General features: G+C 66.1%; 18 protein-coding genes and 1 tRNA gene. 16 read left to right on the forward strand and 3 right to left on the reverse strand.

Translation table 11 applies throughout. The features are described from left to right. Positions 1-404 precede the first annotated feature (404 nt). Positions 405-1,772 carry a hypothetical protein gene (locus AB0F77_RS27870; protein ID WP_361954288.1) on the reverse strand — a complete coding sequence of 456 codons (1,368 nt, stop codon included), beginning with the start codon at positions 1,770-1,772 and terminating at the stop codon, positions 405-407. Between the two features lie 66 nt (positions 1,773-1,838). Here AB0F77_RS27870 and AB0F77_RS27875 point away from each other — a divergent pair, with 66 nt between their 5' ends. Both AB0F77_RS27875 and AB0F77_RS27880 read left to right on the forward strand, forming a co-directional pair. After that, a complete protein-coding gene (locus AB0F77_RS27875; protein ID WP_361954290.1) occupies positions 1,839-2,318 on the forward strand; it encodes a hypothetical protein in 480 nt (159 codons plus the stop codon). 94 nt (positions 2,319-2,412) lie between these two features. After that, entirely contained in the window at positions 2,413-2,715 is a 303-nt protein-coding gene (locus AB0F77_RS27880) for a hypothetical protein (protein ID WP_361954292.1), read from the forward strand. Positions 2,716-4,046: 1,331 nt separating this feature from the next. Here AB0F77_RS27880 and AB0F77_RS27885 read toward each other — a convergent pair. Beyond that, positions 4,047-5,153 carry a DUF1152 domain-containing protein gene (locus AB0F77_RS27885; protein WP_361954294.1) on the reverse strand — a complete coding sequence of 369 codons (1,107 nt, stop codon included), beginning with the start codon at positions 5,151-5,153 and terminating at the stop codon, positions 4,047-4,049. Between the two features lie 81 nt (positions 5,154-5,234). On the opposite strand from AB0F77_RS27885, the gene AB0F77_RS27890 reads away from it, so the two are divergent. The 14 genes from AB0F77_RS27890 (at position 5,235) to AB0F77_RS27955 (ending at position 14,053) form a co-directional block, all read left to right on the forward strand. Next, positions 5,235-5,975 carry a GntR family transcriptional regulator gene (locus AB0F77_RS27890; protein WP_361954296.1) on the forward strand — a complete coding sequence of 247 codons (741 nt, stop codon included), beginning with the start codon at positions 5,235-5,237 and terminating at the stop codon, positions 5,973-5,975. Positions 5,976-6,251: 276 nt separating this feature from the next. Beyond that, a complete protein-coding gene (locus tag AB0F77_RS27895) occupies positions 6,252-6,689 on the forward strand; it encodes an ATP-binding protein (RefSeq protein WP_361954298.1) in 438 nt (145 codons plus the stop codon). An 89-nt stretch (positions 6,690-6,778) separates the two neighbouring features. Then, positions 6,779-7,507, forward strand: coding sequence for a GntR family transcriptional regulator (locus AB0F77_RS27900; RefSeq protein ID WP_361954300.1), 729 nt, complete (start codon positions 6,779-6,781; stop codon positions 7,505-7,507). 123 nt (positions 7,508-7,630) lie between these two features. Beyond that, positions 7,631-7,981: a hypothetical protein gene (locus AB0F77_RS27905; protein WP_361954302.1), complete on the forward strand. Its 351-nt coding sequence runs from the start codon at positions 7,631-7,633 to the stop codon at positions 7,979-7,981. Positions 7,982-7,986: 5 nt separating this feature from the next. Continuing rightward, entirely contained in the window at positions 7,987-9,360 is a 1,374-nt protein-coding gene (locus AB0F77_RS27910) for an FtsK/SpoIIIE domain-containing protein (protein WP_361954304.1), read from the forward strand. 85 nt (positions 9,361-9,445) lie between these two features. Then, positions 9,446-9,706 carry a hypothetical protein gene (locus AB0F77_RS27915; protein ID WP_361954306.1) on the forward strand — a complete coding sequence of 87 codons (261 nt, stop codon included), beginning with the start codon at positions 9,446-9,448 and terminating at the stop codon, positions 9,704-9,706. Beyond that, positions 9,706-10,317: a DUF2637 domain-containing protein gene (locus AB0F77_RS27920; RefSeq protein ID WP_361954308.1), complete on the forward strand. Its 612-nt coding sequence runs from the start codon at positions 9,706-9,708 to the stop codon at positions 10,315-10,317. Before AB0F77_RS27915 ends, AB0F77_RS27920 begins: the two co-directional genes overlap by 1 nt. A gap of 19 nt (positions 10,318-10,336) precedes the next feature. Next, on the forward strand, positions 10,337-10,528 hold the full coding sequence (locus AB0F77_RS27925; protein WP_361954310.1) for a hypothetical protein: 192 nt from the start codon (positions 10,337-10,339) through the stop codon (positions 10,526-10,528). After that, the gene (locus tag AB0F77_RS27930; RefSeq protein WP_361954312.1) at positions 10,528-10,719 is read left to right on the forward strand and encodes a mobile element transfer protein; all 192 of its coding nucleotides are present in this window, start codon (positions 10,528-10,530) and stop codon (positions 10,717-10,719) included. Before AB0F77_RS27925 ends, AB0F77_RS27930 begins: the two co-directional genes overlap by 1 nt. Before the next feature lie 25 nt (positions 10,720-10,744). Then, positions 10,745-10,939, forward strand: coding sequence for a hypothetical protein (locus AB0F77_RS27935; RefSeq protein WP_361954314.1), 195 nt, complete (start codon positions 10,745-10,747; stop codon positions 10,937-10,939). 13 nt (positions 10,940-10,952) lie between these two features. Beyond that, positions 10,953-11,216 carry a SpdD protein gene (locus tag AB0F77_RS27940; protein WP_361954316.1) on the forward strand — a complete coding sequence of 88 codons (264 nt, stop codon included), beginning with the start codon at positions 10,953-10,955 and terminating at the stop codon, positions 11,214-11,216. A 133-nt stretch (positions 11,217-11,349) separates the two neighbouring features. Beyond that, positions 11,350-12,651, forward strand: a complete 1,302-nt coding sequence (locus AB0F77_RS27945; RefSeq protein WP_361954479.1) for a replication initiator — start codon at positions 11,350-11,352, stop codon at positions 12,649-12,651. Beyond that, positions 12,648-12,863, forward strand: a complete 216-nt coding sequence (locus AB0F77_RS27950; RefSeq protein WP_285430295.1) for an excisionase family DNA-binding protein — start codon at positions 12,648-12,650, stop codon at positions 12,861-12,863. Before AB0F77_RS27945 ends, AB0F77_RS27950 begins: the two co-directional genes overlap by 4 nt. Next, positions 12,863-14,053 (forward strand): tyrosine-type recombinase/integrase, encoded by a 1,191-nt coding sequence (locus AB0F77_RS27955; protein ID WP_361954318.1) that lies wholly within the window; start codon positions 12,863-12,865, stop codon positions 14,051-14,053. The genes AB0F77_RS27950 and AB0F77_RS27955 overlap by 1 nt, the downstream gene beginning before the upstream one ends. 49 nt (positions 14,054-14,102) lie before the next feature. On the opposite strand, the gene AB0F77_RS27960 is transcribed toward AB0F77_RS27955, so the two are convergent. Continuing rightward, positions 14,103-14,176 (reverse strand) — tRNA-Gly (locus AB0F77_RS27960). Between the last annotated feature and the right edge of the window lie 261 nt (positions 14,177-14,437).

Below are 14,437 nucleotides of genomic sequence, written 5' to 3' on the forward strand. Positions count from 1 at the left end.
GGCCTGAGCCACGCTGTCGGCCGTCGATCAGGGCAAGCCCCGGCGACGGAAGCGCGCGGCTGGCCACCTTGCGTGATGACCTCTTCGTCCCGAAGCAACTTGGGTGGGGGCGCTGCCTTGGGCTGTTGGGCCGCTCACGTGCGCTGATGGTTCGTAGACGTTCGCGCTTGTTCGCTGCTGTTCGTCGGCGTTGTCACGCAGTTAGACACTCACCCGGTGCCCGCTCCTTGCGAGTGGGAAACGGCAGTGCGTGTGCCCCGCCCCCAGCTTGGGCTTCTTGGCGGTGGCCGTTGGGTTGACCTGCAATGGAGGAAACTCTACTTGCACCATTGTGTGGCGGTCGGAGCCGATCAGATTGGCTACTGGTCGTAGAATTCACAATTTGATGGATAAGCTTTGTTGGATTACTGTTCTTTTTGTGCACCCTGGGGAGAGAGTGAGGCGAGTCGAGATTCCCAAACGTCTTGATCTTCTCCCCCCAAGATTCGAGCAGTTTGAAGCGCGAGTTCGGCTACCTCGATGCGGGCATCTGGGACGTGGTGAGTAACCCATCGATCTTCTTCGTACTTCCAAAGTACCGCGGGTATTGCTTGCTCGGCCCTAGCTGAACCCCACGTGCTCTGAGCTACATATAGCGCCTCTTTGGGTGCATCTATGATGAGATTGCAGATCATTCTGTTGTGCGCATTGATGAACGACTGATCGTACCCCATCTTTGCTGCCACTGTAAGATGCCTTAGTGCCTTGCGTGGTTCGTCTGGAACTAGGGAAAAGCCCAAGTCATTGCGTGCATTTGCATTCTCTGGAGCAATCTTTGTTATCAATCGGAAAGTAGATGCAGCCGCCTCCCTGTTGCCGGACTTAACGAGCTGGGCCCCTTGGAATGACAGCTGGTCGACGGTCTCGCGTTGTGCCTTGTCGCCGTGGCTCATTACCGTCCGCTCGGCGATTTCTGCATTCAGATCCGAAGGCGATATGGGCCGCAAGTTCATGATTTCATCGGGGAATGGCGTTGGTGCGGCTGCCTTTATCCAGCGGTATTCATGGTGTAGCGATGAGTCTTCCCAGTCGCTCAGGTACGTTTCCGTCAAACGGTCAAGAATCCATGCATAGTGGCTCTCTATTTCACTCTCGGGAGTCCCCGAATCGGCCAGCGTATTAAAGTCATGGACGCTGGGGCACTTCCAGTCAATCAGATCACGGATGTCTGACTGTTGGGCCCAAGCGCGGACCCTGGAGTGCCAATCATGGGTGAGCTCCATTATTGAGTTGAGCAGTATTCCTTCCGTGTTGGATGAATCCCGCTTACTTGTTGATATCGACGCTACGTCTGTTTTGCAGAGGTGTGCCCACAGGGCTACCTCCCGTGGAAGGTTTTCGAGGATTTCATTAACTTCTTTGATCGGCTTGTCAGCTGTGACCAGGCTAAAAAGCTGAGGGAGTGATGCCAAGGCCGCGATCCGCTCGCTCAGCTGGGGGCCCAACCCGTAGCGAACGAATGCGTAGCCGTCGAGGCCCCTGTCTGTGAGCGCCTTGAGAGATTCGACGATCTTGGCTCGGTCCTGGAGCGGCTCATCGCGCTGGGAGGGGGGCGTGTAGAGGGCGTCGCGCAGGTACTTGGCGAGGCTGACGGTGCTCCAAGTTTGGGGTGCCGAGGCCGGCGCTTCGGCCATGAGGCTGACCGCAGCATCAAACGGCCTACCAGTAGCTTCGTCCATGTTGCGCCTCGCGATGATCAGTGTTTTCACACAGGTGTTCACAGCATCATGCATCGGATCCATAGCGCTTGACAACCAGGATCCTGGGCAGGATCCTGGTTGTCACAGAGAGGAGGCGGCGTGAGCAGCGGTGATGTGATCTTCCAGTCATCTGACCTGGCTACCCAACGTCGCACAGAGTTCTTGAGCGCAGCCCGCAATGGATTGGCTCGGTTGCGTGACAAGAACGGCACCAGTTTGGTGATGCTTCCTGAGCGGCACCTGCAGCTTCTTGAAGAGCTGCGGACGTGGTCTTCCGTGCATCTCAGGTTGGAGCGGCTGCTTACTCGCCCAGACTTCAGGCCGACTGTGCACGATCTTGGGGATCTGGCCTGGTTGCGAGTGTTCGACTGTGAAGATCTAAAGGAGTTCGCAGAAGAACTTGGTGAGGCCATTGTTGCGGCAGACAGCGACAATGACACGGCTGTCCTGCACGAGTGTCTTGATGCATGGAAAACTACGGCCCGCCAGCTGGAGGATCCATTGCGTCGGAATGTCCTGCTGAGAAAGGGACTCGTTCCTGATCTCGTGGAGGCGGAGCGTCCGGAGGGAGCGGAGTAATCCAGTGGCTCCAGGCGGGAGTGCGTACAGGCCCTATCAGCCCGCTAAAAGGCCTGGTGGCCGACCTCCTGATGCACCAGAATATCGCGTTCTCGTGCATCGACAGTACAGGCAACATTATGTCGAACTGGTCGAGCGAGTCGGCCTTCAACAAGCGCAGCAGTTCTGGGACCACATCGCTCATAACCCGGGAAAGCCTTGCCCAGTGGCTAGCATCACGATTCTTCGTGGTAGGGCTGGGCGCCCGATGGCGGATGGCTGGTCTCGCACCCATCACTTCGAGATAACGGGTGCTGCACGCGCCGACTATCAGTACAACAACAGCTACACGACCAATGCAGATGGTGATCCTCATCCCGTGGTCGCCATCCTGACGCTCAACTACTCAAGCCATTAATCTGCGAGGTTGGGGGGACGATGAAGCCTCGTTGATCTAGCTGATGCGTGGGTAGATCTATTCTCGCGCGTGTGCTCCATCAAGCAGCGGCTCAGCAGGGGAAACCTTCTGGGCCGCTGAAGTTTGTTGTCCATCTGGATTTCCTCAACAAATGCAGCGCCGCACCTGCGAGGTCGGTGGAGCGGCTTTGGGGTGGCGCTGCTTTGGCGCGAGTGATCATGGCCCCGTAAGCTTGCGGCGCGTCGGGCAGTCTGTGGACCTGCCCGGTAAAGCACGACGTTGGGGCCATGATCTTCGAGGCTCGCGCCAAAGTGGCTCCGTAAAGCCGTGGAGCCGACCGCCCCCGCCACGACGTACCCCTTCTCTGGCATCAGGCGGCTGCATGCTTGGGCGCGGTACGGACACCGGCCGGGCTGGAGCGGGGCGGAGACAGGAGCGCAGGCCCGGCCGGGGGCCGGGCCGCGCGCGGGGAGCGGAGCGAGCCGCACTTGAACCCGTGAAGAAGGTTGTTACTCAGTCGGAGTCATGGCGCTTGTCTTGTGTGCCGGCGGATCATGCCTGTTCAAGTTCTTCGTAGCCCCAGAGAGCAGGAGCGTCCTCGGGGCGCATCCATGGATCTTCTTCTCCGGCAGCCCAGTACCCATGAGTTGCGCGGCACCACCTCAGAGCGAGCGGGACTCTGGTGGGTCGCCGTCGGGCAGCGCGTATGGCGAGTTGTTGAGGAAGGGATGCAAGCAGCCATCTCAGTGGAGCTATCGAGATAGTGATGCGCTGAAACAACTTCTGTGCTGTGTTCAAGGGCTTCGCCACTGGTTCAAGCTCGTAGGTATCGCTACGCCTGCGCCACCGTCGCCCGTGTGCGTCCGAGAACACTACAATGGCGAAATTTGAGCCGGAACCGTTAGAGGCGGTCTCTATAAGCAAATTGTTCGGAAGTTGCATACTCACTTCGGCACGTGGGCGTACCAGATGATTCGGCACCTGCAGATGCTCGACTCTCAGGCGAGACGTACCCCTGTCTTGCAGGGTTGCCCATGAGTCAGCCTCTACGAGGGTCACTTCTTCCAGATGTATTGCCCGATCACTCTCGTTGAGGACGGTTAGCCTAGCCTCGTCAAGTTGGGTAGCACCGTCCCCGATGGGTCGCCAAGAGGACTCGGCGGACACTGTTAGAAGGGTGGCCTGGCGTCTGTCTTCCTCCTCCCGCAACCGTCTCCGGTCCTGTTGCCCTTGCCAGAGAAGGAAGAGGGCTATTACCGCGGTGACGACCGTGGCAATTGCGGCTGGTTGATCGAACATCGACTTAGGCTCCGGATCGGCAGCGGAAAGCATCACCCGTGGCTCTTCCCTTGCCGCAGGTCCCATAGGGGCGCTGCGTAGCGTTCCGGTCGGCTGTTGATGAGTAGTCGGCGCAGGTCATCGCGCTGTGAGCCGTCGAGGTTCAGGGCCTCTGTGAGGTGGCGGAACGTGGTGTGAGTGATTCCGCGGCTTCGGGCCTCTGCCTCGAACTGGGCGAGTTGGGGCAGTACCGACTCGGTGTCGAGCTTCGTCGGCGGTTGCTCCTTGAGCCAGAGTGCTTTGTTGCGCTCGTAGTCGATTTCGGAGAAGCCGCAGATCTCGCGGCTCAGTGTCTCCACCTGGTCCAGGGTGGTTGTCGACATGATGGCGCGCGCCAACTCATTGCGGCTCAGGGCTTCGTCGAGGTCGGCCTCGTGGACCGTCGGGCTCTCATCGGTGAGGGGGATGGGAAGTCCGGCGTCTCGGACCTCGCACGTGCCGCGTACGCCTCGGGCTGTTGCCGCGAGCATCCCGGTTGCTTCGGAGGGGTGCCATTCCAGGACTGTGCTGACCAGCTCCACGTCTTTCGCCGTGAAGGTGTGGACGACTGGGCCGAGCATGCTTCGCAGGTCGTTGTGGGACAGTTCGCCGTCCAGGCCGGGGCCTGCGACCAACAGGCGAATGGGCGCGTTGACCTGGCCGCACGCTGCCAGTGTCAGAGAGTCGGCGAGTGGGCTTTTCAGCGTCGGCTCGTCGCCTCGGGCCAATACGTCGCCGCCGACGTCCAGGAGATCGATTGAGGCTGGCTTCAGGTGGGTGAGTAGTTCTTCGAGCTGGCGCGTGACACCCTCGGTGCCCTGCCTTGGGTCGATCAGCGCGAACGTGTGTGGGAGCTCTGCCGCGAGTTGGGGGAGCGTTGAGCCTGCCGGAGGGATCGGGCGGGCCCCCGCCGGCACTTTCCAGACGGCCGGGGTGAGCGGTTCGAGGCCGGTGAAGTGGTCGGCTCCTCGGGGGCCGGGTACTGGGTCGATCAGCAAGCGGTCCCATGCGTAGGTGAGGATCACCGCCTGGTCGCCCTCGTTGCCGTACAGGGCAGCGTGAAGCATTGAGGCGGCGACTGCGTCGCCTCCTCCTCCTGCTGCGACGATCAACCGCGTCATGGGCTCCAGACTACGGGGTCGGCACTTGACCACTCACTCTATAGTGGCTAGAGGCTATAGCCACTTGGACGAGGAGGGGACATGCCTCAGATTGAGGAGGCACAGCCGAAGTATCTCCAGATCGCGCACTTCATCCGCGACCAGATTCTTCGGGGTGACCTGCGTCCCGGGGACGAGGTCCCCTCGGAGCGACAGTTGGCGGCGGACTGGAAGGTGTCCCGTCCGACGGCGGCGCGGTCGCTCGAAGCACTCAGTCATCAGGGGCTCGTCGAGAAGCGCCAGGGATCCGGCACGTACGTGCGAAGCCTTGAAGTCAACCGGCGGGCACGTGAGTTGTACGGGCGTGCCCGACAGACCGGGAAGATCTACACGCCTGGCGAGTACGCGGTGATCACGTCGGCCGGGTGGCTGGACGCGCCGGATCATGTTGCTGAGGCGTTGGGCCTGGTGAAGGTCCGTCGGGCCGTGCATCGCCGACGGGTGACCAACAACCAGGACGGGCCGATCACGCTGTCCACTTCGTGGTTCGCGCCGGACGTCGGAGAGCGGGCGCCCAAGCTGCTGGAGCCGGAGCGCATCCGCGAGGGCACCCTGATGTACGTCGAGAACATGACCGGGCGGCAGGGGAGTTATGCCGAAGACCGCATGTGTGCTCGGCAGGCGACCGAGGAGGAAGCGGCGGACCTCCAGTTGGAGCCGGGGTCCGCGGTGTTGATCGTGCATCACGTCGTCTTCGACCTCCAGGACCGGCCGTTGGAGTTCGCCGAAGCCACTTACCCGCCGCAGCGCTGGGCGTTCGAGCAGGGGTACCCGCTGACCTGATGGGGCGTCACTTCGGTGAACTGCTTGCGCATCGCGAGTGGCTAATGCCACTATCCATTAAGTGGCTAAGGCCACTTGATCGGAAGGGGGTGCGGCGTGACGAGCAAGCGGCCGGATCAGGAAGCGCGCTTACCTTGTCGGGGCTGCCGGGGGCGCGGCTGGAAGCGTGTTGGTCCGCGCACGTCCCTGGCGCTCACCGTTGCCGCCGACCGCCCCCGTGCCACATCGAAGCGGCGCTGCCTCGACTGTGATGGCAGCGGCAAGGAGTGAGCGCTGATGGCCTACACGATCGACCGCCACCCCTCTGGGGACTCGCCTCGACTCGGAGCGATGGCCTTGCATCCGACCCCGGAGTCCGTTCCCCGGGCCCGACGCTGGTTCCGGAAGTTCATCGCCCCGTACAACCCGGCCTGCTCGGTCGAGGACTGCACGCTGATGATCTCGGAACTGGTCACCAACGCCATCCGCTACGGGCAGGCTGATGACCCGTGGGTCGTGCGGGTGGAGTGGTTCCGAGAGGAGGCGTCGCTCCGGGTCGAGGTGCATAATCCGGGCTTCCCGGCGAACGTGAGGCTCCGGCACCCCGACGCCAACGACGCGCACGGGCGCGGGCTGCTGCTGGTCGACTCGATCGCCGAGTCGTGGTACTGCGGGCCCAGTCGCTTCGGTGGAACGGTGGTCTCCTTCGTGGTCGCCGATGCCTGGCCGTCGTGAGGCCAATACCCTCCGTTGGTATGCCGCCGCCGAATTCGTCGCTAGTCTGGTTGACCAGTTGACTTGGCCAATCCCGACAGGCGGCGTTCATGGCGTATGAAGTGGAGCCACCGAAGTACGTGCGCCTCGCACAGACGATGCAGCGTCGCATCGAGGACGGCACGTACGCGCCGGGCACCCGGGTTCCCAGTGAGAACCAGTTGGTGCAGGCGTTCGGGATGTCCCGCCCGACTGTCGTGCGGGCGCTGGAGCTGCTGAAGCGGGACGGCTGGCTGGAGTCCCGGCAGGGGTACGGCACGATCGTCCGGGGCCGTCCGGAAGTCGTCGAGCAGAAGGACCGGCGGGGCCGTGAGGCGCTGGAGCGCGACGAGTCGCACGCCTCGGGGCGGCTGGTCGATGTCGGTGAAGTGCCCGTTCCGGCTCGGATCGCGTCGGCGCTCGGGCTGCCCAAGCGGGGCAAGGTCCTCCGGCGCCGCTTCCTCGTCGAGGAGGACGGCGAAGCGGTCGAACTGGTCTCGTCGTACTTCCCGGCCGGCCTGATCGAGGGCACCGACCTGGAGAGCCCTGACCCCCTGAGCAGCAGTGTTCGCACACACCTGGAAGCACGAAGGAAAGTCCGCTTCGATCACGTCACGGAACGGGTCTCGGCTCGGCTGCCCGAGAGTGGCGAGGCTGAGCCTCTGGGGCTGCCGGACGGCATCCCCGTTCTCAGCGTCCTCGTCATCGCCTGCGACGCCTCCGGGCAGGCCGTACAGGTCGCTGACGTGCTGCTTCCTGCCGATCGGCAGGAACTCGAAGACACCTACCGCCTGAACTGATCCTGGCTCGGGACGAGTTGCCCCCGACTCTCACTTGACAAGTCAACCTGGCAGACTTAGCTTCGAACTTGCTAAGTCGACTTGTCATGTGACGGGTTGATCGACTCAGAAGGAGAAATCTCTGTGCGTGTGATCCGTATTGACGCCTCGTCCGCCACGATCCTGCTCACCGAAGCACCGGCGCCGAAGGTGCGCGACCGGCAGACCGGCGAGATCGCCAAGGACGCCGTGAGCGGTGAGGCACTGATGACCGTCGGCGTCGTCTACATCGACGAGGGCGAGTCGTCCCTGATCCAGGTCACCATCCCCGAGAGCGGGGTGACCGACGGGCTGACGGTCGGCGCTCCTGTCTCGCTGCCGGGGCTCATCGCCCGGCCGTGGGAGAGCGTGTTCAACGGCCAGCAGCGGCACGGCATCGCCTACCGGGCCACCGCCGTGGCTCCGGGCGCCTTCCCGATGGCACAGGCGGGCTGACCGCCGTGACCGACCTGGTGACGTGGGCCGAGGTGGGCGGGTCGCTCGCTGCGATAGGCGGCGCGGCCTATGCCCGGCACGCCCACCCTGCGGCGTACTGGTCCACGGTCGGGCTGCCGCTCTCGGTGGCCCGGCTGCTGGCCTCGTACTCCTCGACCATGGACGCGTGCGGCCTGACGGTCGCGCCGTCCCGCTGGCGAGCGCTGGCTGTGAGGGCGACGACTCGGCGTGAGGTCCGGCCGGTGCCCCCGCGCCGGGGGATGATCCGGCCCACCACGACCGGGCTGCGGCTTCGGCTGCGGCTGGCTCCGGGGCAGGAACCGGCGGACGTGGCGGCCTCGGCCGAACGACTTCGGCACGCCTGGGGAGTTCACGCCGTGTACGTACGGGACGTGAAGCCGGGTGTCGTGGAACTGCGGCTCGTCGGCTTCGATGTCCTGCGGAAAGTGCGGATGCCTCGCCGCATCGAGGGCGGTCCGTTGCGGGTGCCGGTGGCGCTGCGGGAGGACGCGACCGCCTTCGTGCGGGACTACCAGGCCGTACCGCATGAACTCGTCCTCGGCGCCACGCTGTCGGGCAAGTCCATGTACCTGCGGAATCTGCTCGCGAAGCTGGCTGCTCAGCCGGTGGTCCTCGTGGGCATCGACTGCAAGCGCGGGGTGGAGCTGGCGCCGTTCGCGCCCCGGTTCTCCGCGCTGGCCACCGACCCGGCTCAGGCGGCCGAGCTGCTGCCCGCGCTGGTGAAGGAAATGGAGGACCGATACGACCTGATCAAGGCCCGACAGGGCATCGCGCCCGGCACCCCGGACGAGGAGATCACCTCCGACATCCGGGGCCTGCCGGAGGACGAACGCCCCGCGCCCATCGTGCTGTTCATCGACGAGGTGGCCGAACTCTTCCTCATCGCCACGAAGAAGGAGGAAGAGCGGCGGGACGAGATGGTCACCCGGCTCATCCGGCTCGCTCAACTCGGCAGGGCCGCCGGGATCTACCTGGAGGTCTGCGGGCAGCGCTTCGGCGCAGAGCTGGGCAAGGGCGCGACCATGCTCCGGGCCCAGTTGACCGGCCGGGTCTGCCATCGCGTGAACGACGAAGCCTCGGCCAAGATGGCGCTCGGCGACATCGCACCCGAGGCGGTCTACGCGGCCTGCGCCATCGCCCCCGAACTGCCCGGCCTCGCCGTCGTCGGTGACACCTCCGGCGGCTGGTCCCGCATCCGCACCCCCTACCTGTCCCTCACCGACGCGGCTGCCACCTGCCGCGAAACGGCCGACCTCGCCCCGCACGTACCGGCACTCACGCCCTTCCGGCCGGACGTCCCACCCGCGCCCGTGAAGGCAACCGGGCCTGTGGCCTCCCCGCACCCGGTCACCGAGTAACCGCACCCGCTCCCACGGCCGGCGTGGCCGTACCGCGCCAAGTCCCTACCCCGCCCATGTCCGAAACACGGAAAGGACACAGCCTGTGACCGCCTCGATGGGCTTCTACGCGGACGCCGACACCACGGTTCAACTCAGCCAGTACGGCACGAAGCGCGCCCCGATTCTCACCCTCGACGGGGAGGGCCACTCCTTGGCCGTCTCGGCGTTCGCCCGGGTCCCCATCGCCGATCACCTCGCCTTCGCCCGTGACCTGGCCGCCGCGTGCGCCGACTACGTCAAGGCGCTGGAGATCTACGCCGCCGCTCTGGCCGACGGTGACCAAGTGCCGGACGGGGAGCGGTGATGCGGCTTCCGGTCCGCCTCGACGCCGTACTTGTCCAGGCGCTGATTGCCGCCGCGCTGTCCTTCGCCCACCTGCACGACCTGGCCTCGGCCGCCGGGCAACACGGGTGGAAGGCGTGGGCCTATCCCGTCTCCGTCGACCTGCTGATGGTGGCGGCCTGGCGGCGGCTGCGCTCCGGCGGGACCAAGACGGCGGGCTGGTGCTGGTTCCTCATCGCGCTGGCCGCCTCACTCGACGCCAACGTCGCCACCGCCGGACTGCTCGACCTGAACGACGTACCGGCCTGGCTCCGCATCGCCGTCGCCGGATGGCCCGCCGTCGCCTTCCTCGGCGGAACCCTCCTCGCCCACGGCACAACGACAGAGACCCAAGCAAGCGAGCAAGAGCCACCACCGCCCGCCACAGCCCCCGAACTGCCCACCACCGGACCCGAACCGGCTCCGCCTCTGCCTCCCCCAACTCCCGTCCCGCCCGCGCTCGTCGCCCTCGCTCGCAAGGTCGCCGACGAACACCACGCACGTACCGGAACACCCATCGACACCCCGACCCTGCGCACCCGGCTCGGCGTCCCGCCGCCGCTCGCCGAAGCCATCGCCGCACAACTCACCTGATCCCGGAGGACTTTCCACCGTGCGACCGTCCACGCTCCGCGCGCTGAAACGCGCCGCCGAGCTGACCCGACAGAACCGCCTCACCGAAGCCGTGCTCCTTGCCGAGCCGGTGATCCTCGCCGCCGACAGCTACGAGGGCGACGAGATCTTGCGCTGGCTGGCCGACCACGTCACCGACTTCACGGGCGAGCCCCGGAAGGAGATTCCCTGATGCCCGCCAACCGCCGTTTCCGCCGCGTCGTCCGCATCGGTCCCGTCCAGGTCGGCACCTCCTACGACGACCGGGGCCGCGAGAAGCACACCGCCGCCTGCACCGCCCCGCGCTGCGGCTTCTCGACCGACTACGACAGCCGGGCCGCCGCCGAGCTGGCTGCCCGCACCCACCGCTGTCCTGCCCGCTGATCTGCCGATCCGCTGAGGAGATCCCGTGACCGTCTCGCTGCCGCTCGTCTTCGTCCTGGGCGTCATCGCCTGGGCCGCGATCAAGTTCCTCGGCATCCGCCTCTGGGTCGCCGTCGTGATCGCCCTGTTCGGCTTCTGGCTCTCGCACACCGTCCTCGCCCCGGTCATCGAGTCCGGCACCCGTTCCGGGGTCGACGTCGTCAACGGCACCAATGACTGACAAGGAGTCCGCGATGTTCCGGCCCAAGCTGCCCGACACCCCTCACGTCCCGAGCGTCACCACACACATCCCGCACGACCGCACCCCGACCCCGGCTGTTCCCGCCGCCCGTCCGCTCGCCCCGTACGTGGGCGCCGGCATCGGCGCGGTCGCCGCCGTGGCCGTCGTCGGCGTGGTGCTTACCGCGCTCCTGGCGGCCATCGCCGTCTCGGCCGTCTCGGTGGCCATCGCCGCCGTGGTCCTGCGCTCCCTCGTCAACGGCGCGAACAAGCGCTGACCGGCCGCCGGGGCGGCAACAAGCCGCCAAGCATCCCGCCGCCCCGGGGCCGTCCCCTCCCAACCGTCAAATGCAGTCGAAAGGAACTCCCATCATCACCCGGCAGACTCCGCCCCCGCTGGCGGAACTCTCCATGCTCGCCTCCCTGGGCACCATGCCCGAGCTGGCCCGCCAACTCTCCGGCCTCGGCGGCTGCACGCACCCAGTCCGCCTCGCCGGCCACCGCACCGAATACGCCGTCAACGCCACGACCGGCGAGATCGGCTCCGTCCTGCACCACCTCGACTCCGCCACTCTCCCCGCCGGAAACCTCCTAGTCAGGTGCAACAACCGCCGCGCCACCCGGTGTGCGGCCTGCGCCGAGACCTACCGCCGCGACACCTACCACCTGATCACCGCCGGACTGCGCGGCGGCAAGGGCACCCCCGAACAGGTCTCCGCGCACCCGCGCGTGTTCGCCACCTTCACCGCCCCGAGCTTCGGCCCGGTCCACAACCGCCCCTCCAGCGGCCGGGCTTGCCGCTGCGGTGTCCGCCACGACCAGGACGACGCCGCGCTCGGCACGCCCCTCGATCCGGAGAGGTACGACTACGAAACGGCCGTGCTGTGGAACGCGCACGCCGGGGCCCTGTGGCGCCGGTTCTCCATCTACCTGCGCCGGGAGGTCGCCAAGCGCGCCGGACTGACCCAACGCACCTTCCGCGACCACGCCCGCATCTCCTTCGCCAAGGTCGCCGAGTACCAGCGGCGCGGCGCGGTCCACTTCCATGCGGTCATCCGCCTCGACGGCCCCGAGGGCGGCGACACGACTCCTCCGGCCTGGGCAACGGCCGAGCTGCTCACCGACGCCATCCGAGACGCTGCCACCGCCGCGCGTGTCAGCGGTCCGGTCGTCGACGGCCGGGCGCATACGTTCGCCTTCGGCTCCCAGCTCGACGTCCGCACGATCCGCTCGGCGGACTTCGACGGCGGAGTGGAGCTGACTGAGAAGGCGGTAGCGGCATACATCGCCAAGTACGCCACCAAGGGCGCCGAGACCGCGTCCGGCACCCTCGACCGACCCATCCGCTTCCTCGCCGAACTGGCACAGGCCCGGATCACCGACCACACACGCCGCATGATCCGCACCGCCTGGACCCTCGGCGCGCGCCCCGAATTGGCAGACCTCCGCCTGCGCGCTTGGTCCCACATGTTGGGCTTCCGTGGCCACTTCTCCACAAAGTCCCGCCGCTACTCCACCACCCTCGGCGCCCTGCGCGACGCACGCGCTGACTGGCGCCGTGCCCAAGCCGCTCCGCCCGTGCCTCAGGACGGCGAAACCACGCTCGTCCTCGCCCACTGGGTCTTCGCCGGAACCGGCCTCAGCGCGGGCGAAACCTGGCTCGCCGCATCCCTCGAACCCGCCCCTGGAACGGAAGGAGAGCCGACCACATGAACGACCGGTACCTGTCCGTCGACCAGGTCGCCGAGTTGTTGGGCACGACCGCTCGCTTCCCCCGGCGGCTCATCGAGGAGCGGCGCATCCGGTACGTGAAGGTCGGCCGGTACGTCCGCATCCCGGAGAGCGCCCTCCGTGAGTACATCGCCTCTCGCACTGTGGAGCCGCTGAGGCGGCCTCGGTCCCGCTTCGGAAGGGCGGCTGCCTGATGGCCAACAGCAAGGGCAGGCGCCGCCGTTTCGGCGCGATCAGACGGCTTCCGTCCGGCCGGTACCAGGCTCGCTATCCGGGCCCCGACGGTGTGATGCGTCCGGCTCCGGTCACCTTCGAGACGACGGCGGACGCGGACGACTGGCTTGCCGAGAAACAGACGGAGATCCGTCGGGGCGAGTGGCGCGACCCTGAGGCAGGCGCGGTGAGCTTCCGGGCCTACGCCGACAAGTGGGTCGACGAACGGGAGCTCGCGCCCCTCACCCGCGACCTGTACCGCTACCTCCTCGACAAGCACCTGTTCGCCTTCGCCGAGTCGGACTTGGACGAGATCACCGCTCCGCGCGTCCGTGAGTGGCGGGCCGATCGGCTGCGGACCACCAACGCCAGGACGATGACGGCCAAGGCGTACCGGCTCCTCAAGGCCATCATGGAGACGGCCGTGGATGACGAGCTGATCACGCGCAACCCGTGCCGGATCAAGGGCGCGGGGAAGGAGAAGGCGGCTGAGCGGCGCATCGCGACCGTGGCGCAGGTCGATGCGCTTGCCAACGCCGTGGGGATGCGGTGGCGGCTCATGGTCTACCTCGGCGCGTACGGTCCGATGCGGCCGGAAGAGCTGGCCGGCCTTCGCCGTCGGGACGTCGACCTCGACGGCCTGCGCATCCGCGTTGGCCTCGCCGAGCCGGAGCGGATGAACGGGCGACGCGTCCAGGGCGACACCAAGAGCGAGGCCGGAACGCGGACTGTGATTCTTCCCGCGTTCCTCCATCGGGAGCTCCGCTGGCACCTGGAGTCGTACGCCGAGCCGGGCCCTGACGGTTTGCTCTTCGTGGGGGAGAAGGGGGCACCGTTCCGGCGCAGCACCTTCGGCCGGAAGTGGCGTAACGCGCGCGAGACCGTCGGCATGCCCGAGGGCTTCCGGTTCTACGACCTCCGCCACACCGGACACACCCTGTCCACCCGATCGGGTGCCACCCTCAAGGACACGATGGTCCGTGCCGGCCAGTCCTCCGAGAAAGCCGCGCTGATCTACCAGCACTCCGACGACGACCGACAGCAGGAAGTTGCAGCCGGTCTCGACGCCACCGTACGCAAGGCGCGCCAGGAAGCTGCGGCCGTGCCAGAACAGCCCACCGCTGACGCCGACGATCACCCTTCTGGCACGAATCTGGCACGCGACAACTGAAGAACGCGCACAACAAAAAGGCCCGGGTCTATGACCTGGGCCTTAATCATGGAGCGGGTGACGAGAATCGAACTCGCGCTCTCAGCTTGGGAAGCTGATGTTCTACCATTAAACTACACCCGCGTAAGACGTCGACCGGAGTCGGGGTCCGAACGCTCGATCACTCTACCTCATCGCGGACCCCCGGTGCCGACACCGTGGGGTCTGAGCGCGTTTCAGGGGATGGATCGTGCTGCGGGTGCGTGGAGTTGGGGCGTACGGTGGGGGCCTGGGAGAGGGTCCGGGCGAGGCCGGAGTGCCGCCTGGAGTGACCTCCCTTTGATCCCGTAATGTGGCTTTTGTCGTCACGGCAGTTGGCCCGACGCGGCTCCTGGGGAAGGGACT

Source organism: Streptomyces sp. NPDC026672 (assembly GCF_040638185.1).
Taxonomy (GTDB): Bacteria; Actinomycetota; Actinomycetes; order Streptomycetales; family Streptomycetaceae; genus Streptomyces.

Bases quoted from the DNA above. Each gene is read 5' to 3' on its own strand.
- AB0F77_RS27870 (WP_361954288.1), bottom strand. From the start codon at position 1,772: ATGCATGATGCTGTGAACACCTGTGTGAAAACACTGATCATCGCGAGG.
- AB0F77_RS27885 (WP_361954294.1), bottom strand. From the start codon at position 5,153: ATGACGCGGTTGATCGTCGCAGCAGGAGGAGGAGGCGACGCAGTCGCC.
- AB0F77_RS27890 (WP_361954296.1), top strand. From the start codon at position 5,235: ATGCCTCAGATTGAGGAGGCACAGCCGAAGTATCTCCAGATCGCGCAC.
- AB0F77_RS27895 (WP_361954298.1), top strand. From the start codon at position 6,252: ATGGCCTACACGATCGACCGCCACCCCTCTGGGGACTCGCCTCGACTC.
- AB0F77_RS27900 (WP_361954300.1), top strand. From the start codon at position 6,779: ATGGCGTATGAAGTGGAGCCACCGAAGTACGTGCGCCTCGCACAGACG.
- AB0F77_RS27920 (WP_361954308.1), top strand. From the start codon at position 9,706: ATGCGGCTTCCGGTCCGCCTCGACGCCGTACTTGTCCAGGCGCTGATT.
- AB0F77_RS27930 (WP_361954312.1), top strand. From the start codon at position 10,528: ATGCCCGCCAACCGCCGTTTCCGCCGCGTCGTCCGCATCGGTCCCGTC.
- AB0F77_RS27940 (WP_361954316.1), top strand. From the start codon at position 10,953: ATGTTCCGGCCCAAGCTGCCCGACACCCCTCACGTCCCGAGCGTCACC.
- AB0F77_RS27945 (WP_361954479.1), top strand. From the start codon at position 11,350: ATGCTCGCCTCCCTGGGCACCATGCCCGAGCTGGCCCGCCAACTCTCC.
- AB0F77_RS27950 (WP_285430295.1), top strand. From the start codon at position 12,648: ATGAACGACCGGTACCTGTCCGTCGACCAGGTCGCCGAGTTGTTGGGC.
- AB0F77_RS27955 (WP_361954318.1), top strand. From the start codon at position 12,863: ATGGCCAACAGCAAGGGCAGGCGCCGCCGTTTCGGCGCGATCAGACGG.